17 protein-coding genes are annotated in these 26,722 nt (G+C 71.0%); 8 read left to right on the forward strand and 9 right to left on the reverse strand.

The genetic code is table 11. The features are described from left to right. Positions 1-36: 36 nt before the first annotated feature. Positions 37-6,300, reverse strand: coding sequence for a type I polyketide synthase (locus OZ403_RS14270; protein WP_268784417.1), 6,264 nt, complete (start codon positions 6,298-6,300; stop codon positions 37-39). Between the two features lie 128 nt (positions 6,301-6,428). After that, on the reverse strand, positions 6,429-8,006 hold the full coding sequence (locus OZ403_RS14275) for a mechanosensitive ion channel family protein (RefSeq protein WP_140790326.1): 1,578 nt from the start codon (positions 8,004-8,006) through the stop codon (positions 6,429-6,431). Between OZ403_RS14275 and holB the strand changes: the two genes are divergently transcribed. Genes holB through OZ403_RS14290 form a run of 3 tightly spaced genes read left to right on the forward strand, consistent with a single transcriptional unit; the run spans position 8,005 to position 10,840 of the window. After that, positions 8,005-9,039, forward strand: a complete 1,035-nt coding sequence (gene holB, locus OZ403_RS14280; protein ID WP_140790327.1) for a DNA polymerase III subunit delta' — start codon at positions 8,005-8,007, stop codon at positions 9,037-9,039. The two genes, OZ403_RS14275 and holB, sit on opposite strands and share 2 nt — an antisense overlap. Further along, positions 9,036-10,370 (forward strand): DNA polymerase III subunit delta, encoded by a 1,335-nt coding sequence (holA, locus tag OZ403_RS14285; RefSeq protein ID WP_140854094.1) that lies wholly within the window; start codon positions 9,036-9,038, stop codon positions 10,368-10,370. The genes holB and holA overlap by 4 nt, the downstream gene beginning before the upstream one ends. Before the next feature lie 11 nt (positions 10,371-10,381). Further along, a complete protein-coding gene (locus OZ403_RS14290; protein ID WP_140854096.1) occupies positions 10,382-10,840 on the forward strand; it encodes a hypothetical protein in 459 nt (152 codons plus the stop codon). A gap of 24 nt (positions 10,841-10,864) precedes the next feature. Here OZ403_RS14290 and OZ403_RS14295 read toward each other — a convergent pair whose 3' ends face one another. After that, entirely contained in the window at positions 10,865-11,665 is an 801-nt protein-coding gene (locus OZ403_RS14295) for an NRDE family protein (protein ID WP_268784418.1), read from the reverse strand. 115 nt (positions 11,666-11,780) lie between these two features. On the opposite strand from OZ403_RS14295, the gene metG reads away from it, so the two are divergent. From metG to OZ403_RS14310, 3 genes are read left to right on the forward strand one after another with little or no spacing between them, the layout of a single operon-like run. Then, positions 11,781-13,889: a methionine--tRNA ligase gene (gene metG / locus OZ403_RS14300; RefSeq protein WP_268784419.1), complete on the forward strand. Its 2,109-nt coding sequence runs from the start codon at positions 11,781-11,783 to the stop codon at positions 13,887-13,889. A gap of 1 nt (position 13,890) precedes the next feature. Continuing rightward, entirely contained in the window at positions 13,891-14,868 is a 978-nt protein-coding gene (locus tag OZ403_RS14305; protein ID WP_140798087.1) for a HEAT repeat domain-containing protein, read from the forward strand. Continuing rightward, on the forward strand, positions 14,865-15,641 hold the full coding sequence (locus OZ403_RS14310) for a TatD family hydrolase (protein WP_268784420.1): 777 nt from the start codon (positions 14,865-14,867) through the stop codon (positions 15,639-15,641). The genes OZ403_RS14305 and OZ403_RS14310 overlap by 4 nt, the downstream gene beginning before the upstream one ends. Here the strand turns inward: OZ403_RS14310 and OZ403_RS14315 are convergent. From OZ403_RS14315 to OZ403_RS14335, 5 genes are all read right to left on the reverse strand, one after another. Further along, complete coding sequence (locus tag OZ403_RS14315; protein WP_140854104.1) at positions 15,628-17,610, reverse strand: HD domain-containing phosphohydrolase; 1,983 nt, start codon at positions 17,608-17,610, stop codon at positions 15,628-15,630. The two genes, OZ403_RS14310 and OZ403_RS14315, sit on opposite strands and share 14 nt — an antisense overlap. 8 nt (positions 17,611-17,618) lie before the next feature. Continuing rightward, positions 17,619-19,070, reverse strand: coding sequence for an OB-fold nucleic acid binding domain-containing protein (locus OZ403_RS14320; RefSeq protein WP_140796447.1), 1,452 nt, complete (start codon positions 19,068-19,070; stop codon positions 17,619-17,621). 47 nt (positions 19,071-19,117) lie between these two features. Next, positions 19,118-20,257 (reverse strand): class I SAM-dependent rRNA methyltransferase, encoded by a 1,140-nt coding sequence (locus OZ403_RS14325; protein WP_140790341.1) that lies wholly within the window; start codon positions 20,255-20,257, stop codon positions 19,118-19,120. Between the two features lie 158 nt (positions 20,258-20,415). Further along, on the reverse strand, positions 20,416-20,784 hold the full coding sequence (locus OZ403_RS14330) for a hypothetical protein (protein WP_140790343.1): 369 nt from the start codon (positions 20,782-20,784) through the stop codon (positions 20,416-20,418). Positions 20,785-20,806: 22 nt separating this feature from the next. Next, positions 20,807-22,402, reverse strand: coding sequence for an NAD(P)/FAD-dependent oxidoreductase (locus tag OZ403_RS14335; RefSeq protein ID WP_140790345.1), 1,596 nt, complete (start codon positions 22,400-22,402; stop codon positions 20,807-20,809). A 302-nt stretch (positions 22,403-22,704) separates the two neighbouring features. On the opposite strand from OZ403_RS14335, the gene OZ403_RS14340 reads away from it, so the two are divergent. Next, the gene (locus tag OZ403_RS14340; RefSeq protein ID WP_237078284.1) at positions 22,705-22,908 is read left to right on the forward strand and encodes a hypothetical protein; all 204 of its coding nucleotides are present in this window, start codon (positions 22,705-22,707) and stop codon (positions 22,906-22,908) included. Between the two features lie 133 nt (positions 22,909-23,041). Here OZ403_RS14340 and mprA read toward each other — a convergent pair whose 3' ends face one another. Further along, on the reverse strand, positions 23,042-23,695 hold the full coding sequence (gene mprA, locus OZ403_RS14345) for an MprA protease, GlyGly-CTERM protein-sorting domain-containing form (RefSeq protein WP_268784421.1): 654 nt from the start codon (positions 23,693-23,695) through the stop codon (positions 23,042-23,044). Positions 23,696-23,831: 136 nt separating this feature from the next. Here mprA and OZ403_RS14350 point away from each other — a divergent pair, with 136 nt between their 5' ends. Beyond that, positions 23,832-26,642 carry a golvesin C-terminal-like domain-containing protein gene (locus OZ403_RS14350; RefSeq protein ID WP_442929776.1) on the forward strand — a complete coding sequence of 937 codons (2,811 nt, stop codon included), beginning with the start codon at positions 23,832-23,834 and terminating at the stop codon, positions 26,640-26,642. Positions 26,643-26,722 lie beyond the last annotated feature (80 nt).

Here is a 26,722-nt window from a genome sequence, read left to right on the forward strand (position 1 = left end):
GCGGGAAGCGCTGGTTGACTCTGAATCGCGCCCCCCTCACTTCGTTCCCACCCGGCGCGCCTCGTCACGCGTGCCGCGCTGTGCGTCGTCCAAGGCCTCGCGGAGCAGCCGCCCCAGGACGTGGACGTTGGGTTCGCGCACCAGGCTGTCGTGGTCGCCCGGCACCTCGCGGATGTTCAGCGCCGGCACCAGCGGCTCCCAACCGAGGCTGGTGCCCATGTGCGCGTAGATGGCGTGAATCTCCTGCGCGCGGAACAGCGTCACGGGACCGGCGTAGGGGCTCGGGACGTAACGGCTGGCCAGGAGCTGGAAGCGCTCGGTGAGCTGGAGGTTGCGCAGCTCGATGGGCAGCGCTTCTCCCCGCTGCTCGTACCAGCGCAGCTTGAGCTGGCTCAACAGCCGGGTGCCGTCGCGCTCTACCTTGGTGCGCAGCTTCCGGCTGACGTAGGTGGCCGCGCCTTCCCGGCGCAGCTCCCGCAGGCGCTCATTGAGGGACTGGCGCCGCTCCTGGGTGGACGGATGGAAGGTGTCCAGGAACGCGACCAGCGCCACCGGCTCGCCCAGCGCGTGCAGCCGCTGCGCCATTTCGTAGGCGACCACGCCGCCGCCGGAGTAGCCGCCGAGCAGGTAGGGCCCGTGGGGCTGCACCTGACGAATGCCCTCCAGGTAGATGGACGCCATCTCCTCGATGCTGTCGGCCGGAGGCAGCTTGCCGTCCACGCCGCGCGCCTGGAGCCCGTAGAAGGGCTGCTCCTTGCCGAGCGTCTGCGCCAGTTCGCGGAAGTTGAGGACGTTGCCGCCCGCGCCGTGCACGCAGAAGAAGGGTAGGGCATTGCCGCCCTTCTGGATGGTGACCAGCGGAGACCATGCCTTCGGCGTCGCCTTGACGCCTGGGGCCTGCGCGGCCGGCGTCGCGTCACCCGGAGCGGCGTCCGGCGTGAAGGGAATCCCGGCGGCCTCCCGCACCAGCGCGGCGCACTGCTCCAGCGTGGGGGCCTCGAACAGCGTGGCGAGCGTCAGGTCCGCGCCCAGCGTCTTCTTGATGCGCGCGAACAGGCGCACCGCGATGAGCGAGTGTCCGCCCAGCTCGAAGAAGTTGTCCTTGAGCCCCACCTTCGGCGCACCGAGCAGCTGCTGCCACAGCTCCGCCAGCTTGCGCTCCACGTCGTCGCGTGGGGCATCCGCGGCCGCCACACCGGACGGCGCGCCTGCCTGGGCCGTGGCCGCGGCCGCCGCGGGCTTCGCCTCCTGCTTCGGGCGCATGCGGGCCGCGAGGGTGTGCAGGTCCATGGAGCTGACGAAGAGCGCGGGCGTGTCCTTGAGGGCCAGCGCGCGCAGGAAGGCGTCCTGACCTTCCGCCGGCTTGATGCCCAAAGGTAGCCAGCTCTCCAGCAGTGAGCCCTTCTTCTGAGGCGAGCGGCCGAAACGCCGCGCCTCGACGGACGCGACGAGGTAGCCCTCGATGGCGCAGAAGACATTCCCGTCCGTGTCGGTGAGCGTGACGTCGAGCAGCGCGCCGCGGCCTTCCTCCTGGCGCACGCGGACGTGGCTCAGCGCAACTTGGGGCCAGGGGCCCCAGACCTGGAGCTGCCGGTAGGAGACGGGCACGTGCAGCTTCCCCGGCTGCCCCGCGTCGGGGAGCAGGGAGAAGGCAAAGCCGGAGGCGATGTCCAGCAGCCCGGGCGGAATCCCGTACGTCGACAGGTCCTCTCGGTAGGCGGCGGGCAGCTCCAGACGGCCCAGGGCCTCGGACGTGCCGAAGCCCGCGCTGCGCAGCACCTTCCAGCGCGGACCGAACGCGATGAGCGCGTCCTGCGGCAGGGACTGTTCGCCCTCGCCGAAGGTCAGCGGCCGCTCACCGCAGCGGGCTTTCGCCGCGGACACGTTCAGCGCCGCGGGACGCTGGCCCGTGGCCTGGTGGAGCCGCGCGGTGGCGTGCTCCGTCCACGCGTTGCCGGCCGCGCGGCTGCGCACGCGGAAGGTGATGCCGTCGCCCTCCGGCGCCAGCCCGATCTCCACCTCCCGTACCTCGCCGTCCGGGACGTCCAGCGGCGACACCAGCGAGAGCTGCGACAGCTCCAGCGGCTCGCCAGGACGCGCCAGCGCCCAGGCGGCGCGGGCCAGCTCGACGTAGGCCGTGCCGGGGAGGACGGGGCCTCCGCCGCGCATGCGGTGCTCATCCAGCACCCAGTGGGCCTTCGCGTCGTAGATGGCGCGGAAGACGTGGTGCCCTTCGGGGGCCTCCACGCGCCGCTGGAGCAGCGGGTGGCTGACGGACTCACCGGGCGGCAGCTGCGGCGCGAGCTGCGCCGCGGCCATGCCGACCTCCTGCCAGACGCCCCAGCCCAACGCGAGCGCGCGCTTTGCGATGCCCGTGGCCTCCAGCCGCGTCGCCTGCGCCAGCAGGTACGCGTTGGCGGCGACGTAGTCCACCTGCCCCGGGGGCCCGAGCCACGCGCTCGTCGACGCGAAGCTGACGAAGAAGTCCAGGGCCGCGCCTTGCAGCGCCTCTTCCAGCGCGAGCGCCCCCATCGCCTTGGGCGCGAGCACCCGCAGGGCAGAGTCGCGTGTCTTCGCCTCCAGCGGCCCGTCCTCGAGCGTGCCCGCCGCGTGCACCACGCCATGCAAGGCGCCGAAGCGCTCCCGCACCTGGGCGATGGCCGCGCGCAGTTGGCCAGCGTCCGTGGTGTCCGCCTTGAGCAGCAGCACCTGCGCGCCAAGGCCTTCCAACGTGCGCTGAAGCTCCGCGTGTGACGCGCTGGCCGCCGACCGCGACACCAGCGCGAGCCGGGCCTTCACCTTGCGAGCGAAGAGCTCGGCGAGCGTGCGGCCGATGCCGCCCAGGCCGCCCGTGATGAGGTAGACGCCCTGCTCACGCAGCGGCGTCGGGCCCTCGTCCAGCGCCGTCCGCTCCACCACCTGCACCAGCCGGCGTCCACCGCGCAGCGCCACCGGCGCCTCGACGTCTGGACGCAGCAGCTCGTCCGCGAGCTCCCGTGCCTGGCCCATCACGTTGACCACCAGCTGCAGGTCCACCACGCGGGCCTTGAGCTCGGGAAGCTCCTTCGGACCCACGAGCAGCGGACCGAAGCTGAGCGCCTGCTCGGGGCTCGTGGCGTGTCCTTCGGCGGGCAGGGCCTCCTGGGTCACCCGCATGTAGCGCAGGCCCGGAGGCAGCGACTCGGAGGTCAGGGACTGCATCAGCGCCAGCGGCGTGAGGAAGTACCGCGACACCGAGCGTTCCCAACCCAGCGGGGCCATGTCCCGGGCGGTGACGTCCACGATGCGAGGAGGCACGCGCCCCTCGGCGCCCAGCGCATCCCAGAGCGCTTCCCAGTCCTCGCGCGCGTCGAACCGCAGGGTGAAGTGACCCTCGTCCGCGCGGCCAAAGGCATCGCCCGGCAGCACGCGCATCGCCTGGGCGCCGCGCGCCGACAGCTCGCGCGCCAGCTCGCTGATCAGCAGGTGCTGCTCGCCCACGAGGAGCCAGCGCTCGTTCTCCGCCGGTGCCTCGGGCGCCGCGCCGGCCTGCTCGCGGAAGCGCGGCACGTAGCCCCATCGCGACACGTTCTCTTCACGCACCAGCGGGCGCTCACCCTCGCGCCGCGCCATGAAGGTGCCGCTGCCCGGCTCCACCCAGTGGCGCTCACGCTCGAATGCATATGTGGGCAGCGCCACGCGGCGCCGCTTCTGGCCATCGAAGAGCGCCGCGGCGTCCAGGTCCACGCCCGCGGCCCAGAGGCGGCCGAGCGCGAGCTGGAAGAACGCCAGGTCCGCCACGGTGTCGTTGGGGTGCCGCAGTGACGGCACCAACTGCTCGGCCTGCGGCTTCTCCACCTGGGCGCGCAGCAGCTGCGTCAGCGTCTGGCCGGGACCGACCTCCAGGTAGACGCGCGCCTTGTCCGCCAGGAGCACGCCCGCGCCCTCGGCGAAGCGCACCGGCTGACGCAGGTGCCGCACCCAGTAGTCAGGCGACGTGGCCTCCTCGGGCGTCACCCATGCCCCGGTGACGTTGGAGATCCACGGTCCGGTGGGCTTGGAGAAGCGCACCGTGCCGAGGAACTCTCGGAAGGGCGCGAGGATGGGCTCCAGCATGCGCGAGTGCGCGGCCACGCGGATGTGCAGTCGCCGCGCCTCCACCTCGCGGGCCTTGAGCTGGGCCTCCAGCGCTTCGATGGCGGCCACTTCACCGGAGACGAGGCACAGCCCCGGTGCGTTGTGCGCGCCCAGGTCCAGGCCCTCGCCCAGCAGCGGCTTCAACTCCGCCTCGGGCAGCTCCACGCTGAGCATCGCGCCCGCGGGGAGCTGGTCGAAGAGGCGGCCACGGCAGGCGACGATGCCCAGCGCGTCCTTCACCGAGAACACGCCGTTGAGCTGGGCGCAGGCGTACTCGCCCATGCTGTGGCCCATGCAGGCCTGCGGCGTCAGCCCCCGCGCCTTCCACAGCGCGGCCAGCGACAGCTCCACGGACAGCAGCGCCGGCAGCGCGTAGGTGGCCTGCTCCAACTGGGCGCGGGCCTCCTTCTCGGCGCCGGCCTCCGGAAAGAGCAGGGGACGCAGCTTCAGCGACTGGTGCTGTTCGAGCAGCGACAGGCACTCATCCAGCGCGCGGCGGAACACGGGCTCCTGCTCGTAGAGGCCCTTCGCCATGCCCGGGTACTGCGCGCCGCCGCCCGGGAAGAGGAAGACGACGGAGCGGCCTTCCGCCTCCGTCTGTGCCTGGGCCGTCCGTGCGGCCTCCGGCTGCGACAGCAGGCGCACGGCCTCCTCGCGCGACGAGGCCACCACGGCGCGGCGATGCGCGAAGCGGCGGCGGCCCGCGAGCAGCGTGTACGAGGCGTCACCCAGGTTCGGCGCGTCCGCTTCACCCAGCCGCGTGGCCAGCCGCTGGGCGGCGCGCTCCAGGGCGGCGGGGGTGCGCGCGGACAGCCACAGCGTTTCGAAGGGACGCGCGGAGGACGTCTGCGGCTGCGCGGGCGCCTCCTCCAGGATGACGTGTGCGTTGGTGCCGCCCACGCCCAGCGAGTTCACCGCCGCCCGGCGCGGACGGCCCTTGGTCGCGGCCCAGTCGCGGAGCGTCGCGTTCACGCTGAAGGGCGAGCGCGCGAAGTCGATTTGAGGGTTGGGCTTCTCGAAGTGCAGCGTGGGCGCCATCTGCTTGTGGCGCAGCATCTGGACGACCTTGACGAAGCTCGCCACGCCCGCGGCCGTGTCCAGGTGGCCGATGTTCGTCTTCACCGAGCCGATGCGGCAGAACCCGCTCTTCTGCGTCTGCGTGCGGAAGGCCTGGGTGAGGGCGGTGATTTCAATCGGGTCGCCCACCGGCGTGCCGGTGCCGTGGCATTCGATGTAGTCGATGGAGTCGGCGCTGATGCCGGAGACGTTGAGCGCCTCCACGACGGCGTCCGCCTGGCCGTCCACGGACGGCGCCAGGTAGCCCACCTTGCGCGCGCCGTCGTTGTTCACCGCGCTGCCCTTCACCACCGCGTAGATGGTGTCGCCATCCGCCAGCGCATCCTCCAGGCGGCGCAGCACGACGACGCCCGCGCCGCTGCCGAAGAGCGTGCCCTGCGAACGATGGTCGAACGCGCGGCAGTGCCCGTCCGGTGAGAGGATTTCCCCCTCCTGGTACAGGTATCCCCGGTAGTGCGGCAGCTCCAGCGTGACGCCGCCCGCCAGCGCCAGGTCGCACTCGCGCGCCAGCAAGCTCTGGCAGGCGGAGTGGATGGCGACGAGCGACGTGGAGCACGCTGTCTGCACGTTGAGGCTGGGCCCGCGCAGGTCCAGGCAGTACGACACGCGCGTGGTGAGAAAGTCCTTGTCGTTGCCCGTGTGCCGCACCAGGAACAGGCCCACCTGTTCCATCAGCTGCGGGTTGGTGAAGAGGTTGTAGGGCATGTACGCGTTCATGCCCGAGCCGCCGAACACGCCGACGGGCCCCTTGAAGCGCTCCGGCGGATGGCCGCTGTGCTCCAGCGCTTCCCAGCACACCTCCAGGAAGTGGCGGTGCTGCGGGTCCATGAGGGACGCCTCGCGCGCGCTGAAGCCGAAGAAGCCCGCGTCGAAGTCCTCCAGGCCCTCGTACACCATGCCCGACTTCACGTAGTTCGGGTCCTGGAGCAGCGCCGGGTCCACGCCCGCGCTCAAGAGCTGCGCGTCACTGAAGTGCGTGACGGACTCGACGCCGTCGCGCACGCGGCGCCAGAACGTGTCCACATCGCGCGCTCCAGGCAGTCGCGCGGCCATACCTACCACCGCGATGTCTGGAGAATCCGAAAGCCCTTCAGCGTCTTCCGTCATGACAGTAGTCCTGGAAAGTACCGCTTCCAGCAGTTCAAATCAGCACAGTATGAGGCGGGTCGAACCTGCCCCAGCTTTGGAACCGGAGTACCGAGGTCTGTCACGGCATCCCCCCCGCTGCGTTCAGCCTACTCGTGTGTGGCGTTGAGCCCGAATATCTGGCGCAGCCGTCCGAGTATACGGCCGACCTCGGCGGGAATGGCGTCGCTGCTCGTGCCGCTCGCTTCCGCCACCGCGCGCAGCTGGGTCCGCCGCTGGGCAAGCATGGAGGAGAGCTGCCGGGCCAGGCCGGGGTACTCCGCGAAGAGGCGGGCGAAGGTGGGCCGGTCTACTTCGAGGAGCAACGAGTCCTCCACCGCCACCACCGTGGCCGAACGGCGCTCTCCCGTCAGCAGGCACATCTCTCCGAAGTAGCTGCCCCGGCCCAGGCGGGTGACTTCCGACTGGGACTTCCCCGTGCGCACGCTCACCTCGCCGGAGGCGAGCACGTAGAAGGTCCGCCCCTCCTCGCCCTCCTGGATGATGCGCTCGCCGGCGCCGAAGCGGCGCACCAGTGACTCCTGCCGCAGCCGGTCCAGCTCCTCCGTGTCCAGCGTCTGGAAGAGGTCCACGGCGCCCAGGAGGTTGCGGATGGTGTCCTCGGACAGCTCCGTGCGCGCCGTCTCCTGTCGCACGTGCACCGTGCGCTGGGCGTAGGGAATCTCGATGTTCTCCCGGCGCAGCCGGTACCACAGGCGAGAGTGGAGGTCCTCCTTCACCGCGTCGGACTGGCCGTACTCGGCGATGAAGAAGCGCACCATGTAGCGGATGGCGGAATCCTCGTAGGTCAGCGTGCGCGCGATGGGCGACGGCTCCGGGAGGATGAGCGGGGTTTCCCGCATCGTCTCCAGCAGCGCGTGTTTGACCTGGTTGGGCGCGGCGTCCCGAGACAGGCGGAACTCCACGTCGATGCCGACGGGGTTCAGGTCCTGGGTGAAGTTGAGGACCAGCTCCTTGGCCACCATGCTGTTGGGCAGCGTGATGACCTCGCGGCGGAAGTTCGCCAGGCGGATGGAGCGCCAGCCGATGAAGACCACGCGTCCGGTGTGTGTGCCGATGCGGATGAAGTGGCCGACCTCGAAGGGGCGGTCCAACTGGAGGGACAGGCCCGCGAAGAGGTTGCCCAGCGTCTCCTGGAGCGCCAGACCGATGACCACCGACAGCACCGCGGACGTGGCCACCAGGCCCGCCAGGTCCACGTTGAACTGGGTGCGCAGGAGCGGCAGCACCGCCAGTGGGTACAGCGTGAAGTCGATGACGTTGCGCAGGATTTTCGGTGTGCCCACCGCCGGCGCGCGCAGCCGGATCAACTTCAGCGCCAGGGCCACGCTGGCGCGGATGCCACCGAAGGTGAACATCAGCATCCAGCTGACCTGGAGCGCCTTCTGCAGGCCCTCTGGCGCCGTCGCGGGCAGGGCCCATGTGGCCAGCCGGAGGACGATGAACGCGATGAGGAGCCGGATGGCGCTCTTCAAATCCTGTCGCAGGTCGGCGTCATGGGAGGTGGCGCGCACCCCCATCAGCACGACGATGAGCAGCGCACCCACGGCCAGGGACAGATTGCTCTGAAGGAAGGGCAGCAAGGCGGGGGGAATGTCTCCCGCCATCTCCACGGGGGTCAAGGCGGCCGTTGACGCGTGCCGCGTGAGCGGGGATACACGCGCCATGACGCTCGCAATGGTACTCGGACAGCCCCGCGCGGTGGACGCCCTCCAGGCGGCCTTGCGCAGCGGCGCGGTCCACCACGCGTACCTCTTCGCCGGGCCGGAAGGGGTGGGCAAGGAGCTGGCGGCGGTCGGGCTGGCCCAGGCCCTCACGTGCCCCGAGCAGCCAGACGTGGGCTGCGGCGCCTGCGCGAGCTGCCAGCGGGTGGAAAGGGGCCTCCACCCGGACGTCACCTGGGTGATGCCAGACGATGAACGGGTGTCCCGCGGACTGGCGGGCCGGTCCGACTTCACTGGGACACCTAGCCGGGAGCTGCGCGTGGAGCAGGTGCGCCAGCTTCAGGAGCGCATCGCCCTGCGCGGCCTGGAGTCGCGCCGCAAGGTGGCGCTCATCGTCTCCGCCCAGACGATGAACGTGCAGGCGCAAAACGCGTTCCTCAAGACGCTGGAGGAGCCGCCCTCGGACACCACCCTCATCCTGGTGGCCAGCGCCATTGACCGGCTGCTGCCCACCATCCGCAGCCGGTGCGGCAAGGTGCACTTCGGCCCGCTCCCGGTGGACATGGTGGCCCAGCGCGTGGCCGAGGCGCGCAAGCTGGACGCGGAGACGGCCAAACTCGCGGCGGTCATGGCGGGTGGCAGCCTGGGCCGGGCCATGGCGCTGGATGTGGACGCGCTGTCGCGGCGCAAGGACATCGTCACCGCCTTCGAGGCCCTGCGCGGCGAGGACGCCGTCGGCCTGCTGCGCTTCGCGGAGGCCCATGGTGGCTCGCGCGATGAGGCGGAGAGCACACTGGAGCTGCTGGCGCTGTGGACGCGTGACGTGGCGCTGGTGAAGGCAGGCCTGGAGTCGGGGCTGGCTAACCGCGACCTGGTGGAGCTGGCTCGGCAGGTCGCGGGCCGCACGTCCGACATCCTCCTGCACCGCCGGCATTCGCTGCTGGATGCGGCGCGGGCCTCCATTGCCCGGAACGGTGCGCCCCGGCTCCAACTGGAGCGGATGCTCATCGACCTGTTCACGGAGACGTCGCGATGAGCGCCAGTGACATGGATGACGTGCTGGCCAGCGTGAAGGGGGGCAAGGTCGCCCCGGTGTACCTGTTGGTGGGCGAGGAGTTCCTGGTCCGCAAGGGCGCTGACGAACTGGTGAAGCTGCTCGTCCCCGACGCGGCCATGGGCCTCAACCTGGCCGTGTTGGACGCGGGCAGCCCGCGCGAGGTGGCGCAGGAGCTGGCCACGCTGCCGCTGTTCCCCGGCCGCAAGGTGGTGCTGGTCCGCGACCCGGAGTTCCTGGCGCCCAAGAAGGGGCGAGGGGACGCGCTGGGCAAGGCACGCGAGGCGTGGAAGGCGGGCAAGCGGAAGGAGGGCGCGCGGCGACTGTTGGCGCTGGCGGCCCGTGCTGGCTGGGGAGTGGAGCAGTTGGACCCGGGCACTCCCGGGGCGCCGTCCGTGGAGAAGTGGAAGGACGAGCTCAACGTCGAGCTGGCCGACGTGGACATCGCCTTCCTCAAGGAGGCGGCCGCCTTCTGCCGCGAGGAGCGTATCTCCGCGCCGGAGGGGGATGCCTCGGCGCTGCTGGACCTCATCCAGAAGGGCGTGCCGGCGGGCCATGCGCTGGTGCTGGCCGCGTCCGACATGGACGCCAAGAATCCGCTGGTGAAGCTGGCCCACGACAAGGGCTACGTCGTCGAGCGGAAGGTGGCGGCGCGTCACAAGGACCTGGACTTGACGGACATCGCCAAGGAGTTCCTGGCGCCCTTCAAGAAGAAGCTGGGCCCCGGTGCGCTGGACGAACTCAAGGAGCGCATTGGCGGGAACATCCGCCTGCTCCAGTCCGAGCTGGAGAAGCTGGCCACGTATTCGGAAGGGCCCGCCATTGAGCGGGCGGACGTGGCCGCGCTGGTCCACCACGCGCGCGAGGAGGAGTTCTTCGAGCTGTCCGAGGCGCTCCAGAAGCGCGACTTCGGCGGGGCGCTGTCCTACGCGAATGACGCCATGGGGCAGGGGACGCACGCGTTGCAGTTGCTGGGCGCGGTCGCCTCCATCGTCCGGGGCCTGCTGGAGAGCCATGAGTGGCTGTGGCGCTATTCGGGAGGCAATCCGCCTCGCACCGCGAAGGACGTGGAGGCGCGCGTCTTCCCCCGGCTGGAAGCGGAGCTGAAGGGCAGCAAGCGGAAGATGCCCAACGCGTGGGCGCTCACGTTCAGCATGAAGGCCGCGGCGGGCTATGAGCGGCGGGAGTTGCTGGGCGCGCTGGTGGCCTGCGCCGAGGCGGACCTGGCGCTGAAGTCGTCGGCGAACGGCCGGCTGGTCATCGAGCGGCTGCTGGCCACGGTGTGTGTGCGCCAGCACGGCGCGGGTTATTAGAGGAGGCGCGTATGGCGGACAAGCGTCGTTTCGACCTCTTCGCGGACTTCCTGGTGGAGCGCTTCAACGCGCCGCGCGTCTTCGACGTGGCGGGCGGGCAGGGAAAGCTCAACGAGGCACTGACGAAGCGAGGCCGCGCCGTCACCACCTTCGACCTGCGGCACAAGCATCTGCCCGTCACCTACGCCCAGCGCATCTTCACCCTGGAGGAGCCGTGTGAGGCGGAGCTGGTGGTGGGCATGCACCCGGATGGCGCCACCCGCATCATCATCCAGTACGCGGCGGCGCACCGGCTGCCCTTCGCCGTGGTGCCGTGCTGCTCGGACAACGGCATGCCCTACAACCCGTGGATGCGGCACCTGGCCGAGCTGGCTCGCGAGTCGGGCTTCACCACCGTGGAGGAGGTGAAGCTCTCCATGGACGGGCGGGCCCGCGTCATCGTGGGCGAGCATGGCGCCGCTGCGTCTTGAGGGCGCTGGAGTCCCCGCCGCCTGTCACTCGGTGGGCCCGGTCAGCAGGCCCGTGACGTCCTTCCACGGCCCCTGACACGGTGCTGTGTCCGAGGCGAGGTAGTGCCCGACACGCCCCGGCGCCAGCGCCACCACGGCGGACGAGCGTGTCCCGTAGAGCGGCGTATGGATGCAGAGCGCCTGGAGCCGTTGCAGGAAGTCGCGGGGCAGGTCCTCGCCGGTCCCAGGGGGCGGAATCAGCTCCTCGGCGGGAAGGGTCGGGTCGGACAGCACTGCCTTCAAGCCCGCCTCCAGCTCCGGCCAGGGCTTCTTCGCCACCTCGGTCGTCAGCAGCCGGGCCCGTTCCACCTTGGGCAACTCGGGGGCGTTCAGCACGTCATTGGGCAGGACATGCACCCCCGGGGGGACGTCCTCCCGCCGCAGCTGCCGGTCCGTCCTCCGAGCGTAGGCCACGCGCAGCTGCTGGGCGTCCCCATAGAGGAGGTTGAAGGGCATGAACTCATCCCCTGGCAGGGTATCCAGGTATCGGTCCACGGCCTCCACGCTGCCGGCCTGGAGGGCCTTGAGCACCACCTCGCCCCTTGAGCGGGGAGCCGGGCCCTGGCCTCGCTCGCCCCGCTGGTTCGTCAGGCCGACGAACAATCCGCCGTGGGTTACACCCATCCACGTCCCACCGCGCTCCTCATCCCGGCCGCCCACGGCGAGCGGGGACTCCAGAAGAACTTGGGGGCCAGTAGCAGGGCGGGCGTAGAACTCGTCCCGGTTGGCCGCGAGCACCAGCGGCCATTTGGGGTGGACGTGGCGCAGGATGATGATGGTGCACATGCGTATCCGGTCGATAACATCTCCGGCTCCGTGGCGCATTCGTGCCCGCGGTCCTCACGCCGTCGATGACCTCGGCCATCCGAGCGGCTAAGGTCCGCCGCCCTCAGGAGAGTCCATGGCTGAGAGAATTCTCGTCACCAGCGCGCTGCCCTACGCGAACGGCCCGGTCCACATCGGCCACGCCGTCGAGTACGTGCAGACCGACATCTACGTTCGTTTCCTCCGCTCGTGCGGCAGGGACGTCGTCTACTTCTGTGCCGATGACACCCACGGCACGCCCATCGAGCTGAACGCGGCGAAGCAGGGCATCAAGCCCGAGGAGTTCATCGCCCGCTTCCATGAGGAGCACCAGCGGGACTTCCGCGACCTCGATGTCCGCTTCGACTACTTCCACTCCACCAACTCGCCGGAGAACCGCCAGTACGCGGAGCTCATCTACGGGCGGCTGAAGGAGAAGGGCGACATCGAGCGCCGGAACATCGAGCAGACCTACTGCGAGAAGGACCGCCGCTTCCTGCCAGACCGCTTCATCAAGGGGACCTGCCCCAACTGCAAGGCGGCCGACCAGTACGGCGACGCCTGCGAGAAGTGCGGCAAGGCCTACGCCCCCACGGACCTCATCGACGCGCGCTGTGCCCTGTGTGGCACGCCCCCGGTCCGCAAGCACTCCGAACACCTGTTCTTCAAGCTGTCGCGGCACGCGGACTTCCTCCAGGACGTGCTGCGCAAGCCGGGCTTCCTCCATCCGGGCCTGGCGACCCAGCTCCAGGGCTTCTTCGAGAAGGGCCTGGCGGACTGGGACATCAGCCGTGACGGGCCGTACTTCGGCTTCGCCATTCCGGGTGAGACGGACAAGTACTTCTACGTCTGGCTGGATGCGCCCATCGGGTACATCGCCACCACGGAGAAGTGGGCGAAGGAGACGGGCAAGGCGAAGAGCGCGCTGGACTACTGGAGCGCGGACGCCGACACCCGCATCATCCACTTCATCGGCAAGGACATCGTCTACTTCCACGCGCTGTTCTGGCCGGCCGTGCTCAACGTCGCGGGCTTCCACGGCCCCAGCGAAATCAAGGTCCACGGCCACCTCACGGTGAACGGCGAGAAGATGTCGAAGAGCCGCGGCACCATGGTGCCGGTGCGCGACTACCTGGACCAGTTGGACCCCAGCTACTTGCGCTACTTCTACGCGGCCAACCTGGGCCCGGGCGTGGAAGACCTGGACCTCAACCTCAAGGACTTCCGCCAGCGCGTGAATGGCGAGCTGGTCAACAACGTGGGCAACCTGGCCAACCGCGCCCTGTCGCTGCTGGCCGGTCCGCTGGAGAAGCGTCTCGCGCCCGGCCGTACCGAGGGCCCGGGCCGCGCCCTGGTGGAGGCCGCGCTCGCCCGCGTGCCGGAGGTGCGCGACGCGTTCGACAAGCTGGAGTACCGGTCCGCCATCCGCGTCATCACCGAGATTGCGTCGGCCGCGAACGGCTTCCTCCAGACGGCCGCGCCGTGGGCCGAGGTGAAGAAGGACGCGGAGGTCGCTCGCGCGGACCTGTCCGACGCCGCGGACGTGGCCTACCTCCTGGGCGCGCTGCTTGCCCCGGTGACGCCGCGCCTGTCGGAGAAGCTCTTCGCCCAGCTCGGCGCCGAGCCGCTGACGTTCCAGGCCCTGGAGGGCGCGAAGTACCCGCTGTTGGATCGCAGCCGTCCCATCGGCACGCCCGAGCCGCTGCTGCCGCGGCTGGAGGAGGAGCGCGTCAACGCCATCATCAAGCTGCCGGAAGGCGCCGCGGCGCCGCAGGCCGCGGAGGCCGGGCCGGCCAAGGGCGCCAAGGCGGAGAAGAAGCCCGCCGAGGCTCCCGCCGCGACGCAGGCGGCTCCGAGCGCTGTCGCGGCCGAGTCGTCGGGTGAAATCGAGTACGACGACTTCGCCAAGGTGGTGCTGAAGGCCGGCAAGGTGCTGGCCGCGGAGAAGGTGCAGAAGGCGGACAAGCTGCTCAAGCTCACGGTGGACGTGGGCGAGGGGAGCCCGCGCACCATCGTCTCCGGCATCGCGGAGGCCTTCGCTCCCGAGGCGCTCACCGGGCGCAACGTGGTGGTGGTGGCCAACCTCAAGCCGCGCAAGCTCAAGGGCATCGAGTCGCGCGGCATGCTCCTGACGGCGGGGCCGGGCGGCAAGGAGCTGTCGCTGCTCGACCCGGGCGATGTGGCCCCTGGCAGCGAGGTGAAGTGAGGTGACGGACTGGCGTGCCGACCGGGACCGGGCCCTCCTGACGCTGGAGCGCGAGAAGCGCCCGGCGTTCAGGACGGAGGCCGCGCTCCAGCTCTATCACCTCGCGTCGGAGGTCCCCGAGCACGCCGCCGAGTTCCTCGAGGCGCTCCCCCGGCTGCTGGCGGATAAGCAGGTGGAGGTGCGCCGCGCGGGCGTGAGCCTGGCCTCCGTGGTGGTGCCTCCGGCGGAGCTGCCGGACCTGCTCATCACCCGGCTTCGGGACGAGGAGTGGCAGATCCGCCTGGAGGCCACCGGCCGGTTGGCGGACCTGGCCCGGCCGGAGCTGCGCGGGGCGCTGGCCTCCATGCTGGAGGACGGTACCTTCGAGGTCCGCTTCGAGGCGGCACGCGGCATCGCCAGCCTCCAGCACGCCGCGGGGCTGGAGGTGTTGCTGGAGGCGCTGGACGCGGACCTGCTGCGCTTCCGGGCCCTGGGCGCGCTGGCGGAGCTGGGGGACGCGCGCGCGCTGCCCCAGGTGAAGAAGCTGTTCGGCCGGTGGCTCCTGCCCGCCTTCGACAAGACGCAGGCCGCCGGGGTGCTGGCGAAGCTCGGCGATTCGGACGGCTCGGCGTACCTCATCCAGCGGATGGCGAAGAAGCGGTGGAGCCCGGACCGGGCCCTGGCCGTGGAGCTTTGCGGCGAGGTGAAGGTGCCCGGCGCGCTGGAGCGGTTGAAGGAAGTCCTGGACGACGTGAAGGACCCCTGCCGGGGCGCGGCCGCGAGAGGCCTGGGCCGGCTGGGCGATGCGCGGGCGCTGCCCTGGCTGGTCGGGCTGCTCCAGGACGCGCAGGCCTCCGAGGACAGCCGATTGGACGCCGCTGACGGGCTGTGGCGCCTGGGCGGGCCGGAGGCGCGTGAGGCTGTTCGCAACGCGGTGAGTACCTTTCCCTCACCAGAGGCCCGCGCCGAGCTGGAAGAGCTGTTGCAGGAGGAGCCATGAAATTCGTCGACGCCCACTGTCACCTCGAGGTGAAGGACTACCCGGACGTCATGGCCGTGCTCGACGCGGCTCGCGCGGCGGGGCTGGTCCACGCCGTCGTGGTGGGGCAGTTCCACGGCCCGGGCAACTGGGGCAACGCGCTGGAGGTGGCGGCGGCGCACCCGGAGTTCCTGTCGCCCACGTTGGGCATCCACCCGCACGAGGCCGCTCGGGCCACCGAGGAGGACCTGGCCACGCTGGAGCGCACCTGCGCGCGTCCCGAGGTCCGGGCGGTGGGGGAGGCGGGCCTGGACTACTACTACGACCACTCACCGCGCGAGGCGCAGGCGGAGGTCTTCCGGCGGCAGTGCGCGCTGGCGCTCCGGCTGGGCAAGCCGCTGGTGGTGCACGTGCGCGACGCGCATGACGACTGCGACGCCATCCTCGGCGAGACGGGCGTGTCGAAGGGCGTCATCCACTGCTTCACCGGCGACACGGACGCGGCGCGGCGCTACCTGGACCGCGGCTTCCTGCTGTCTCTGTCGGGCGTCATCACCTACAAGAAGACGGAGGCGCTCCAGGACGCGGTGCGCTTCGCGCCGTTGGACAGGCTGATGGTGGAGACGGACAGCCCGTACCTGGCGCCGGTGCCGCACCGAGGGCGGAAGAACCAGCCCTCGCACGTAGTGGAGACGGCGAGGAAGGTCGCCGAGCTCAAGGGCGTGACGCTGGAGGAGGTGGCCGCGGTCACCACCGCCAACGCCGCCGCCCTCTTCAACCTCAACCTGCGTTGAGGCCGCCGGCCAGGGCCGCGAGGTCCTGGTCCATCTGCGGCACGTCCAGCAGCAACGCGTCCGGGTCGTACTGGAAGTCCGCCTGCTTCAGCTTCAGCAGCGCCTGCAGGGCGGGCTCCCCCGAGTGGCCACCAAAGGACGCGAAGACGACGCGGCCCCGCTCCAGGTGCAGGTAGCCCTCCAGCGTGTGCTGGCGCAGGTTGAGCCGGCCACTCTTGTGGCCACCACCCAGCGTGCGCAGCAGCTCACGCGGAGGGAGCTCGTCGAAGCTGCCGCGCACCACGCGCCCCGGGCCGTTGTGCTGTACCCGGTCGTCGTAGAGGGCCTGCACCGTCTTCGCGATGGCGGGCTTGTCCGCCGGCGACAGCACGTCCGTGGCGCCGGCCATGAGCAGGCGCTCCCGCGTGCCGTTGTCGGGCTCGCCCACCACCGCGATGGGCAGTCCCGCCGTCTCCGGCGCCGAGCGGGCCTGCGCCAGCAGGTCCATCACGTCCTGCAGGCCCAGCCGCAGGCTCACCACCAGCACGTCGCAGTCCTGCCGCGCCAGTCCGTCCTGTGCGCCCTCGACGGTGGACAGCGCGTGCGCCACCAGGCCCTGCTTCAGCACCGCCTCCAGCAGCTCGCCGCGCGCCGTCTCGTCCGGCTCCACCACGAGCACCTGGCGGCCTTCGCTCTCCAGCCTGTGGCGCAGCAGCTCACCGCTCTGAAGCTGGATGACGATGTCCGCCACCACCGGGTCATAGAGCACGCCCGCGTACTTGCGCAGGTGCTCCAGGGCCTGCTCCTTGGGCAGCACTCGGCCCAGGGCGTTGCCCGGGTTCTTCGTCAGCTCCAGGAAGCTGTCCACCGCGGCGAGGATGCGCGCGCCCAGGGTGATGTCCTCGCCCTTGGCGCCCTGGGGCGTGCCGGAGCCGTCCCAGGCTTCGTACATCTGCGCGAGGATGGTGTTTGTCTGCGCGGGCAGATGCACCGTCTCGAACATGCGGGTGGGGATACGGCAGGCCAGCTTCGCTTGGGCCTTCCACTCCGGGTTGACGGCGTTGCTCGCCAGCGAGAAGTGCCGCTCCGCCGGCTTGCCCAGGTCGTGCAGGTAGGCGGCGATGGACAGCGCGGCCAGCTCCTTGTGGGGCATGCCCATGCGCTGGCCCACGATGCCGGCCTGCCGCGCCAGCTGCGCGGAGTGCCCGCGGTGGCGCTGCCGGTCCTGCTCCAGCAGGCCGACCATGATGCCCAGCGTCTCCACGAAGTCGCTGTCACTGACCAGCCCGCGCGGGCCGCCGGGCTCGCGCCGCTGGGTGGACGGGCGGACCGCGGGGGTGCCGGTGCTGCTGCCGCGTTGCAGCCGCATCCGCGCGTCCGTCTCCACGCGGAAGCTGAGGCTGAGCCCGCCCCGGTTGCCCGTGCCCGTCCCGGTGCCGCCGCCCGCGTAGGTGCGCCCGTGCTCCGGTGCGCCCGTGCGGGACGGCGCGGCCGGGGCCTGGCCCTGGGCGTTGGCGCCTTCCAGCAGCGCGGCGAAGGCGGTGGGGTCGCCGTAGTAGTGCTTGCGGATGGCGGCGGAGATGGCGCTGCGCAGGCCCACGTACGCGTAGACCTCCGACATGCCCGTGACGAGGGCAATCTCGTCCATCAGCGACTTGTTCTGCGGCTCGGCGGCGACCACGGAGAGCAGCTTGCGCTCCGGGTCCACCGCCAGCGGCAGCACGTTCTGCGCCTCGGCCAGGCGCACCGGAAGCCGGTCCAGCACCTCGGTGGCGATGCGCGCCTTCGCCAGCTTGTCCGCGCTGACGAAGCGCGTCTGGAACTCCGCCGCCAGGAAGCGCAGCAGCGCCGCTTCCTGGAGCAGTCCCAGCTCCACCAGACAATCACCGACCTTGTGGCCGGTGATTTTCTGGTGCTCCAGGGCCTGTTCCACGGCCCCGGCGTTGACGAGTCCCGCCTCGATGAGGCGCTCTCCCAACCTCTTCGCCATGTGCTGCCTCAGCTCTCCGAAGAACCCTCGCCGCCCTTGTTGCCGGAATCGGGCGATACCGACGTCAGCGCGCTGAACGGCTTGAAGGTCAGCTCCTTGGGCAGCGAACTCGCGTCACGCGGCGGACGCTCCTCGCGGGGCGGACGGGGCGGGCGCTCCTCACGCGGACGCTCCTCGCGGGGCGGACGCTCCTCGCGGGGCGGACGCTCCTTGCGCGGCGGCCGTTGGGCCTGCTCCTGCTGCGGGGCGGCTTCGGCCGGGGTGCCCGGCTGCTGCGGCTTCTCCGCGCGGGCCTTGCGCTTCTCCTCGCGGCCCTTGCGGCGGCCACCGCCCTCCACCGGGGCGCGGCCCCGCGAGGTGGGCGAAGGGCCCTTCCACAGCTGGCGCTCGTAGGGGCGCACCACGTCCGTCCACTTGTCGTGCGAGTCGCGCTGCATGGCCTCCAGCCACGAGGCGATGCGCGCGTCCAGCGACTCCAGCGAGTGGATGATCTGCGCTTCCAGCGTCACCGGCGACTTCGGGCTGCCGTGCTGCGTGTCGCCGTGCTGGGAGATGACCAGGTGCGTGAGGTGCTGCTCCAGGAGCGGCGGGAAGCCGGGGATGGCCAGCGCCTTCTCGCGCAGCTTCTGCGCCGTCAGGACGAGGTTGCCCACCAGCCGGCCCTCGTCGGAGGACTCGGAGGCGTCCGCCGCCTTCATCACCTGCTGCAGCAGCGCGCCGGCCAGCAGCAGGTCTCGGTCCGCCATGGGGTACTGGTCCGCCACGCGGAGCGTCAGCCGCATCACCGACAGGAGGTGCTCCGCCAGTCCGCCACGCCACGCGTGGTGCGTGCCCCGGGCGCCCTGGGCCACCGGCAGGCCGGCCGCGATCTTCGGGTCGTCCAGGAAGGACAGCAGCAGCTGCTTCACGAAGGTGTCGCCGATGCGCTCGGTGACCATCTCCCGGATGAGGCCGGCGGCGCGCGCGCCACCCGGGCCCTCGTTGCCACGGGCCTCGCCCTTGTCGGCCTTCTCGGGCTTCTCAGCCTTGGCTTCCGGGGCGGCCTTGGTCTCCGGAGCGGGCTTCGCCTCGGCGGCGGGCGGGGCCGGGGGCGGCTCGAACTCCTTGGGGTCCAGGGGCTCGGGGTCCAGGCGCTCCACGGCCTCGACGACAATCTGGGAGCGGCCGTGGAACTGGATGACGTTGCCCTGGACGAGCACGAAGTCGCCCGGCTGGAAGACGGGCTCGAGCGCGTCGACCTTGTCGAAGATGCGCGCGTCCACCTCGCCACTCTTGTCGACGAGCGTGGCGGCGACGAACACCTTGCCACTGCGGGCGGTCACCTTCTCCTTCTTGGTGACGCGGAAGACGGTATGGACGCGGTCCTTCTCCCGCAGGTCGGCCGCATACACCTTGCGGACGGTCTCCACGGAACCTTCCTGGGCGGGGGGCGCGGACTCGGGCACGTTTTCGTTGGTCATTGCGGCGGCGGACACTAGCACTCCATCGGCCGCGCGGGTGGACGGCTTCAGCTGACTTCCAACGCCATCGCGTGGAGGTGCTCGGCCCCATGGGAGCCGGCCAGGGTCGGGTGGTCCGGCGGCAGGCCAGGGCGGGCCAGCCGGGTGGCGATACGGGCCTCGCCCTCGCAGGCGGTGGCCACCAGGTCGTCAAAGCCGTCCTGGGGGAGGGGTGGATGGTACCCGGTGACCATCAACCATCCACCGTGGCGCGTCCTGCGAAGCGCGTGACGCAGCAACTCCACGAATTCCTCGTCGGTCGCCACGGCCAGTGTGTCCAGCAGGACCAGGTCGAAGGTGTCTCGCACCGCACGGAGGACCTGGAGGGGCTTTCCCGTCTCCACCGTCACCCGGCCCAGCAGGCCGTTGGCCTCCGCGTTCTCCCGCGCCAGGTCCGCGGCGTCCGCGTTGGCGTCGAAGGCGAGGATGTGACGGGCGCCATGCACGCCCGCGTGGACGAAGAGCCCACCCACGTTGCAACTGGCGTCCAGCACGCGTGAGCCCTGGGCCATGCGCGCCACGAAGCGGCGGACCTCGCGCTGGTCATACGCGTAGCCCGTGCCCTGGCCGTACGTGAGGTCCACGGTGAAGCGGGCCCCCATCTCCAGCAGCCGGCACCAGCGGGGTGGGGTGCCGTACAGGACGTGGGGGCGCTGTGTGGGCAGGCCCAGCGCTTTCCGGTGAAGGGTGTCGTTGCGCAGCAGCACCGCGCCCGCGCCCGCCACCTCCACCAGCGCGCGCGTCAGCTCCTCATGGCGCGCGTCCATGGCACGGGTGAGCGTCTGCACCACGAAGTGCGTGTCGTAGCGGTCCACGATGAGGCCGGGCAGGCCGTCCCCGTCATCGTTGACGACGCGGCAGAAGCGCGGGTCGTCCACCAGCCGGGCCCGCCGCTCGAAGGCGTGGCGGAGATGGCGCGGGATGAGGCCCTCCACCGCCTCGTCCGGCTGGCCGAGCCGCCGCACCGCGTAGGACGCCTCTAAATCCACGTCACCCAGGCCCAGCACCGAGCCGTCCTCGTCCCGAAGCTGTACGGGCTCTCCGGGTTGCGGCGTGCCTTCCATGGAGACGATGTCTTCCCGGCGCAGCCATGGCGCGCCATGGCGCAGTCGGCGGGCGGCGTCGCGGGACAGATAGGTGCTGAGCACGATGGGTTCTCCTCTCGCGGCGGCCCGAGGGCACCGGCGCCCGGGGCGTGCTGCCAGGGGAGAACATGGGGTGCTGGCCTGCGGATGGCTGCCCGTCCCGGAGCGCCACGTCGGGGGGCAGCCGGGCGGGCGGGCCCGTGCGCCGTCGCCCCGTTGGTTCAGCCTCCGGTGGGCGCGCGCTTGAAGGCCTTGGTGGTGACCTGGAAGAGCAGGGTGCTGGCCACCAGCGCCAGGACGATGCCGATGCCGCGCAGCCGCAATTCGTCGCGGAACACCAGGGACAGGGCCAGCGCGCTCAGCAGCACCACGGCCGCCACGCGAAGCACCTGTCCCCGCTGCAATGCCCCCGAGCGCGCGGGTTTCGCCTGGGCAAGTACCGGGATGCTCGCCGCCTTGCGCCAGGTGGTTGCGGTCTCCTCCCGGACTTCGTCCTCCGCGTCCACCAGCCCCTGGACGTAGGCCCGCTCCACATCCAGCAGGCTGGGGTAGACCAGCTCGCCCTCCGGCGTACGCACGACGTATCCCATGAGCCCTCCTCCCGGCCGTCCGTCAGGACAGTTCGGTGGCAATCTGCTCAGCGACGCGCAGTCCATCAATGGCGGACGATACGATGCCGCCCGCGTAGCCGCAGCCCTCGCCCGCCGGGTAGAGGCCCTTCATCGTCACCGACTGGAGGTCCTCGCCGCGGGTGATGCGCACCGGTGACGACGTGCGGCTCTCGATGCCGATGAGCTTGCCCTCCTCGCTGATGAAGCCGCGCATCTTCCGCTCGAAGGTGCGCAGGGCCTGCTTCAGCGACTCCGTGAGCCGCTCCGGGAAGAGCCGGTTGAGGTCCACGTGCGCCAGGCCGGGGCGGTAGCTGGTGCCGCCCGGGTCCTTCTTCACGCGCCCGGCCAGGTAGTCCGGAATCGTCTGGGCCGGCGCGTAGAAGCGGCCTCCGCCCAGCTCATACGCCTTGCTCTCCCAGTGGCGCTGGAACTCCAGGCCCGCCAGTGGCCCGCGGAAGCCCTCGCGCTCGAAGTCCGCCACGGACACGGACACGACGATGCCCGCGTTGGCGTAGCGCGCGTTGCGCCGCGAGTTGCTCATGCCGTTGGTGCACTGGAGCCCGTCCTGCGTGGGCGTGGGCACCACGATGCCGCCGGGGCACATGCAGAACGAGTAGACGCCACGCACCTCGCCGTCCACCTCCAGGTTCTCCGCCAGCTTGTAGTCGGCCGGAGGCAGGCGCGGATTCTTCGCGGCGCTGCCGTACTGGATGCCGTTGATGAGCGCCTGCGGGTGCTCGGCGCGGAAGCCCAGGGCGAAGGGCTTGGCCTCCACGAGCACCCGGCCGTCGGCGGCGAAGCGCTCGTACAGCTCGCGCGCGGAGTTGCCGGGGGCCAGGATGACGCGGTTGCTCTCCAGCGTGCGGCCGTCGGACAGCTTCACGCCCGCGATGTGGCCGTCCTTGTAGAGCAGGTCGTCCACGCGCGTGCTGAAGTGGACCTCGCAGCCACCAGCGATGAGCTCCTCGCGCAGCTTCGCCACCGCGCCGGGCAGCAGGTCCGAGCCGATGTGCGGCTTGCCCTCGACGAGGATGTTGTCCGGCGCGCCATAGCGGGCGAAGGCCTCGATGACCTTGCGCACCATGGGGTGGTTGATGCGCGTGGACAGCTTGCCGTCCGTGTACGCGCCCGCGCCGCCCTCGCCGAAGTTCATGTTGCTTTCGGGGTCCAGCGTCCCGTCGCGCATGAGCTTGGCCACATCCTTGCGGCGCGACACCACCTCGCGGCCCCGCTCCAACAGGATGCTGCGCACGCCGCGCTCCAGCAGGCCCAGCGCGGCGAAGAGCCCCGCGGGGCCCGTGCCGATGATGATGGGCCACTGCTCCGGCGCCTTCACCGGGGCCAGGGGCTCGGGCGGCGGGGGCGCCTCACCCACGTCGGGGGGCAGCTTCGCGGGCTTCTTGCCCCGGGCCAGCTCCACCTCCAGCGTGTAGATGTAGCGCGGGCTGCCCTTCTTCCGCGCGTCCAGCACGGAGCGCACCACCCGCACGGACGCGAGGTCGGAGCGGGTGACGCCCAGCTTCTCCGCGGCGCGTTGACCGAGCAGCTCCTCCGGCTCGTCCAGCCACAGCCCGATGTTGTTCACCCGATACGCCATTGCATCCGCTCCTGGTGGGGCGCGTATCTCGCCGCCCCGTTGAAAGATTGCAAGCCCTTGAAATCCGGGTGCGAACCCGCTGATGCACCCCCCCACGCCAATCCCCCGTACCGCCGAGGACTGCGCAACCGCGTTCGCACTGCCCTCCAGGGCCGTTCGGGGCCCTGGTCTACTTCAACCCTTGGGAAATGTTGAGGAATCCGTTTGGAAGAGAACGGCTGGCACGGGGGTTGAAGCAGGGCCGTACCGTGATTAGGCGGCGTCGCTCCTTCCCGGCCGCTTTCTTGATGGAGGCACTGACCTTGAGCACCGATCAAAAGGGCACCCGGATCCTGGCGCGCACGTTCTTCAACCAGCTGCGCTCGAGCGGCTACACCCCGCACCAGGTGATTGGCATCGCGACGGAGCTGCTTGAGCTGGTGACGACGGACATCAAGGAGGGCGACAAGGCGACGGCCGTCCAGGCGGCGCAGGAGCAGGCCCCGGAGCTTCGCCCGCACGCATGAGGTGCTCAGCGGGTTCTCCCCGCGGGCGCGCGGGCTCCGGACGGGTTTCCGGGGCGCCCGCCCGCGAGTGGAGGCAGCGAGGTGGTGAAAGGACCGGCCCTGGCCGGTCTTTTCGTTTCGACTGATTGAGGAGTCAGGCGCGGGGGGCCCGCTGCTCCCGCCTCCGCTGGTACGCAGCCGCGCCGGCAATAAAGAGCAGACCCGCGGTGAGAGCGCTGAAGACGCTGCTGGCCGTCTGCGTGGCCTGGAGCGCCATCAGCACGCCGCCCGCGGTGAAGGCGGCCACATCCACCCACGCGGGACGGCGCTGCGGCAGCACCAGCACCAGGATGCAGGCCGTCAGCGGCAGACCCAGCACAACCTGGCGGACGATGGCGTCGGTGCTCGTGCGCACCGTGTCCCAGTTGTGCACCAGGATGGCGGCGAAGATGACCACCGTGCCCAGCGCGAGCACCAGCACGCCCGCGGCGGCCGCGTCCTTGGCCAGCCGGGCCTTCTCGTCGAACTGCTGGACGGCCAGGTCCACCAGGTGCTCCAGCGCGCTGTTGAGGATTTCGGCGAAGAAGATGAGGAGGACGCAGAAGATGAGCGTCACCTTCTCCGCGAGCCCCAGCGCAATGCCGCTGCCCACCAGCCCCACCAGCACGGCGGCGATGAGGTGGACGCGCATGTTGCGCTGGTAGATGACGGTGTGGATGAGCCCTGCCCACGCGTGACCGAAGGAGGCGAGCAGCCCCGAACCGTGACGGGGAGGGAAGGACGCGGGTGGCCGAGGAGGTGCGTTCATCGATGGCGAAAGCGCGGGGGGAGGCTAACACCCGCGGGACGGATTGCCCCTTCGTCGTGAAGGGGTATGGTCCGACCCTGTGAATGCCCCTTCCTACCCTCTTCGTGTCCGTCTGGGTGGCGCACTTCTCGCGCTGTTGTTGACTTCCCCCCTGGCCCGCGCCGAATCCCACGCCGCGCACGACCATGCACTGGATGAAGGGGCGTGTGGCCTGGAGCCGCCGGGCGTGCAGTACACGCCGATGCCCGGGCCCCGTCCGCATGAGACGCGCCGCCTGTCCGCCGCGGAGCCGCCGGTCGTCCGGCGCGAGCTCCGGACGGGCGCTTCGGGGACGAAGTCGGGCGTGCCGCAGACGCGTCAGCGCACGGGCGCGCTCTCCGGCAAGGTGGTGTACCTGAGCCCGGGCCACGGCTTCACGCGCAGCGCGCCGCTGAACCGCTGGGCCACGCAGCGGCCGAACACCTGGGCCGTGGTGGAGGACCTTATCTCCGCCGAGGTCCTCAACCAGTACCTGCTGCCCATGCTGACGGGCGCCGGCGCCACCGTGGTGCCCCTGCGGGAGCCGGACCTCAACGGGCACATGGCCATCGTCGACGACGGGCAGGCCGGCTATTCGGAGGACGGCGACGTCTTCGAGTCCTCCGCTCAGCCCGGCTGGGGCACGCCGCCGACACCCATGGGCAACGGGGTGGAGCCCTTCTCGCTGGGCACGACGCGGGTGATGGCCTCCGCGCGCAGCGCCACCGCGAGCGCGACGTGGACGCCGGAGATTCCCGCGGAGGGCAGCTACCACGTCTACGTCTCCTACGCGGCCGACCCCACGCGCGCGCCTGACGCGCACTATGTGGTGAAGCACGCGGGCGGTGAGAGCCACTTCCGCGTCAACCAGCGCCGTCACGGCGGGACGTGGGTGCTGCTGGGGCGCTTCTACTTCAAGGCGGGGCAGCACCCGGATTCCGGCGCGGTGGTGGCGCTGAACGACACGGCGGAGGGCGGCACGCTGTCGCTGGACGCGGTGCGCTTCGGTGGTGGCAGCGGCGTCATCGGTGACGAGGCGATGGCGCCCCTGGCGCGGCCCCGCTACGAGGAGTCTGCGCGCTACCACGTGCAGTTTAGCGGCGCGCCCTTCACGGTGTACGCACCCACGGGGGCCAACGCGCTGACCAATGAGCGCAACGCGGACGTCACCGCCCGTCCGCGCTTCGCCGCGTGGCTGCACGAGGAGGGCGAGGACGCGGTGTACGTGGCCTGGCACACCAACGCGTCCACCACGGGCAACGTGTCGGGGACGGAGGCCTACGTGTACGGGCCCAACCCGGTGGACGGCACGCTCAACTTTACCGGCTTTCCGGGCAGTGACGTGCTGGCGCGGGCGCTGCTGGACGAACTGGCGCGGGACATGCGCCGCGAGGTGGACCCGAGCTGGCGGGTGCGCAACCTGCGCTCGGCGAACCTGGGCGAGGTGAACCCCACGCACAACAACGAGATGCCGTCCGTGCTGCTGGAGGTCGCCTACCACGACAACGTGACGGATTCGAACCGGCTGAAGGAGCCCGTGTTCCGCCGGGTGGCCGCGCGCGCCATCCTTCAGGGACTCATCAAGTACTACGCGGCCCGGGACAGCGTGCCCGTCGTCCTGCCGCCCGAGGCGCCCGAGGCGGTGGCCGCGCTCAACGGCAGCGGCGGCACGGTGGAGTTGCGCTGGACGGCGCCGCCGGCCAACCCGGACGAGGAGGGCCGCGACGCGCCCTCGGGGTACCGCGTCTACCAGAGCGCGGACGGGCTGGGCTGGGACGACGGCTCGGAGGCAGTGGGTACGTCCTTCCGCATCACGCTGGCGCCGGGCACCGTGCGCTACTTCCGCGTGGCCGCGCACAACGCGGGCGGCGAAGGCTTCCCGTCCGTCACCGTGGGCGTTCGGACGCCAGACGGCGCGGAGTCCCCGGTGCTGGTGGTCAACGGCTTCGAGCGGCTGGATGCCTCCCAGGCGTGCGCCGAGCCACTGGACGCCTATGACCTCCATGCGCCTGTCCGCCTGCTGGTGGAGACGATGAACGACGGCACCTACGTGCGCCGCCACGGCGCCGCGCTGGCGCACGCGGGCACCGCCTTCGACAGCGCGACGCGCGCGGCGGTGGCGGCGAACCTGGTGACGGTGGGCGCGCCGTACCGGCTGGTGGACTGGTTCTCCGGCCGGGGCGGGGCGGGAGGGGCCCGTCCAACCCGTGAGGAGCAGGACGCCCTGCGCGGGTTCGTGATGCAGGGTGGGCACCTCCTCCTGTCGGGCAGCCACGTGACGTCGGCGCTGGCCGTGGGCTCGGCGGAGGACCAGGCCTTCCTGGCGGACATTCTTCGCGCGGCGCCGGGCAGCGGAACGCCCCCGTTCTCCGTGGAGGGCATGCCGGGCGACTGGCTGGCCCAGCTCACCGGGGTGGCGCTGGATGACGGCACGCGGGGCGGCTACGCGGTGGGCGTGACGGACGTGCTGACGCCCGCGTCGGGTGGCACGTCCGTGCTTCGCTATCTGGGAACTGACCTGGCGGCGGGCGTGACGTCGGCGCCCAACGGGCGGGTGCTGTTGCTGGGCATGCCTTTCGAGGGCATCGTCAGTCCGGTGCAGCGCGCCGGGCTCATGTCCTCGTTCCTGGTGCAGGCGGGCCTGCTCACGGAGCTGCCTCTGCCGCCGGCCGAGGAATCCAGCGCCGCGAGCCTGCTCACCGCCTGTGTGGCGGCGCGGGGCGTGGACCCGCACCCTCCACCGGAGCCCGAGCCGGAACCCGAGCCGGAGCCCCATGTGGTGGGGGTTCTGCCGCAGTTCTATCCGCTGGGAGATTCCGGCTGTGGCTGTGGGGCGGGTGGGGGAACGGGCACCGCCGTCTGGCTGTTGCTCGGGGTGATTGTTCAGCTTCGGCGTGCGCGTCGTCGCGGGGATGTCGCCGGGCGTTGACTCGGCGGGTCGCGATGCCTACGGTCGCCCGCCTTCGATTTTGACGTGACGACCCGTGGGTGCCTGGCACCCACTGCTCA

It is taken from the genome of Myxococcus sp. NMCA1, from assembly GCF_026810205.1.
GTDB classification, from domain to species: Bacteria; Myxococcota; Myxococcia; order Myxococcales; family Myxococcaceae; genus Myxococcus; species Myxococcus xanthus_A.

Bases quoted from the DNA above. Each gene is read 5' to 3' on its own strand.
- holB (WP_140790327.1), top strand. From the start codon at position 8,005: ATGACGCTCGCAATGGTACTCGGACAGCCCCGCGCGGTGGACGCCCTC.
- OZ403_RS14315 (WP_140854104.1), bottom strand. From the start codon at position 17,610: ATGGCGAAGAGGTTGGGAGAGCGCCTCATCGAGGCGGGACTCGTCAAC.
- OZ403_RS14320 (WP_140796447.1), bottom strand. From the start codon at position 19,070: ATGACCAACGAAAACGTGCCCGAGTCCGCGCCCCCCGCCCAGGAAGGT.
- OZ403_RS14330 (WP_140790343.1), bottom strand. From the start codon at position 20,784: ATGGGATACGTCGTGCGTACGCCGGAGGGCGAGCTGGTCTACCCCAGC.
- OZ403_RS14270 (WP_268784417.1), bottom strand. From the start codon at position 6,300: ATGACGGAAGACGCTGAAGGGCTTTCGGATTCTCCAGACATCGCGGTG.
- holA (WP_140854094.1), top strand. From the start codon at position 9,036: ATGAGCGCCAGTGACATGGATGACGTGCTGGCCAGCGTGAAGGGGGGC.
- OZ403_RS14290 (WP_140854096.1), top strand. From the start codon at position 10,382: ATGGCGGACAAGCGTCGTTTCGACCTCTTCGCGGACTTCCTGGTGGAG.
- OZ403_RS14275 (WP_140790326.1), bottom strand. From the start codon at position 8,006: ATGGCGCGTGTATCCCCGCTCACGCGGCACGCGTCAACGGCCGCCTTG.
- OZ403_RS14295 (WP_268784418.1), bottom strand. From the start codon at position 11,665: ATGTGCACCATCATCATCCTGCGCCACGTCCACCCCAAATGGCCGCTG.
- mprA (WP_268784421.1), bottom strand. From the start codon at position 23,695: ATGAACGCACCTCCTCGGCCACCCGCGTCCTTCCCTCCCCGTCACGGT.
- OZ403_RS14335 (WP_140790345.1), bottom strand. From the start codon at position 22,402: ATGGCGTATCGGGTGAACAACATCGGGCTGTGGCTGGACGAGCCGGAG.
- metG (WP_268784419.1), top strand. From the start codon at position 11,781: ATGGCTGAGAGAATTCTCGTCACCAGCGCGCTGCCCTACGCGAACGGC.
- OZ403_RS14310 (WP_268784420.1), top strand. From the start codon at position 14,865: ATGAAATTCGTCGACGCCCACTGTCACCTCGAGGTGAAGGACTACCCG.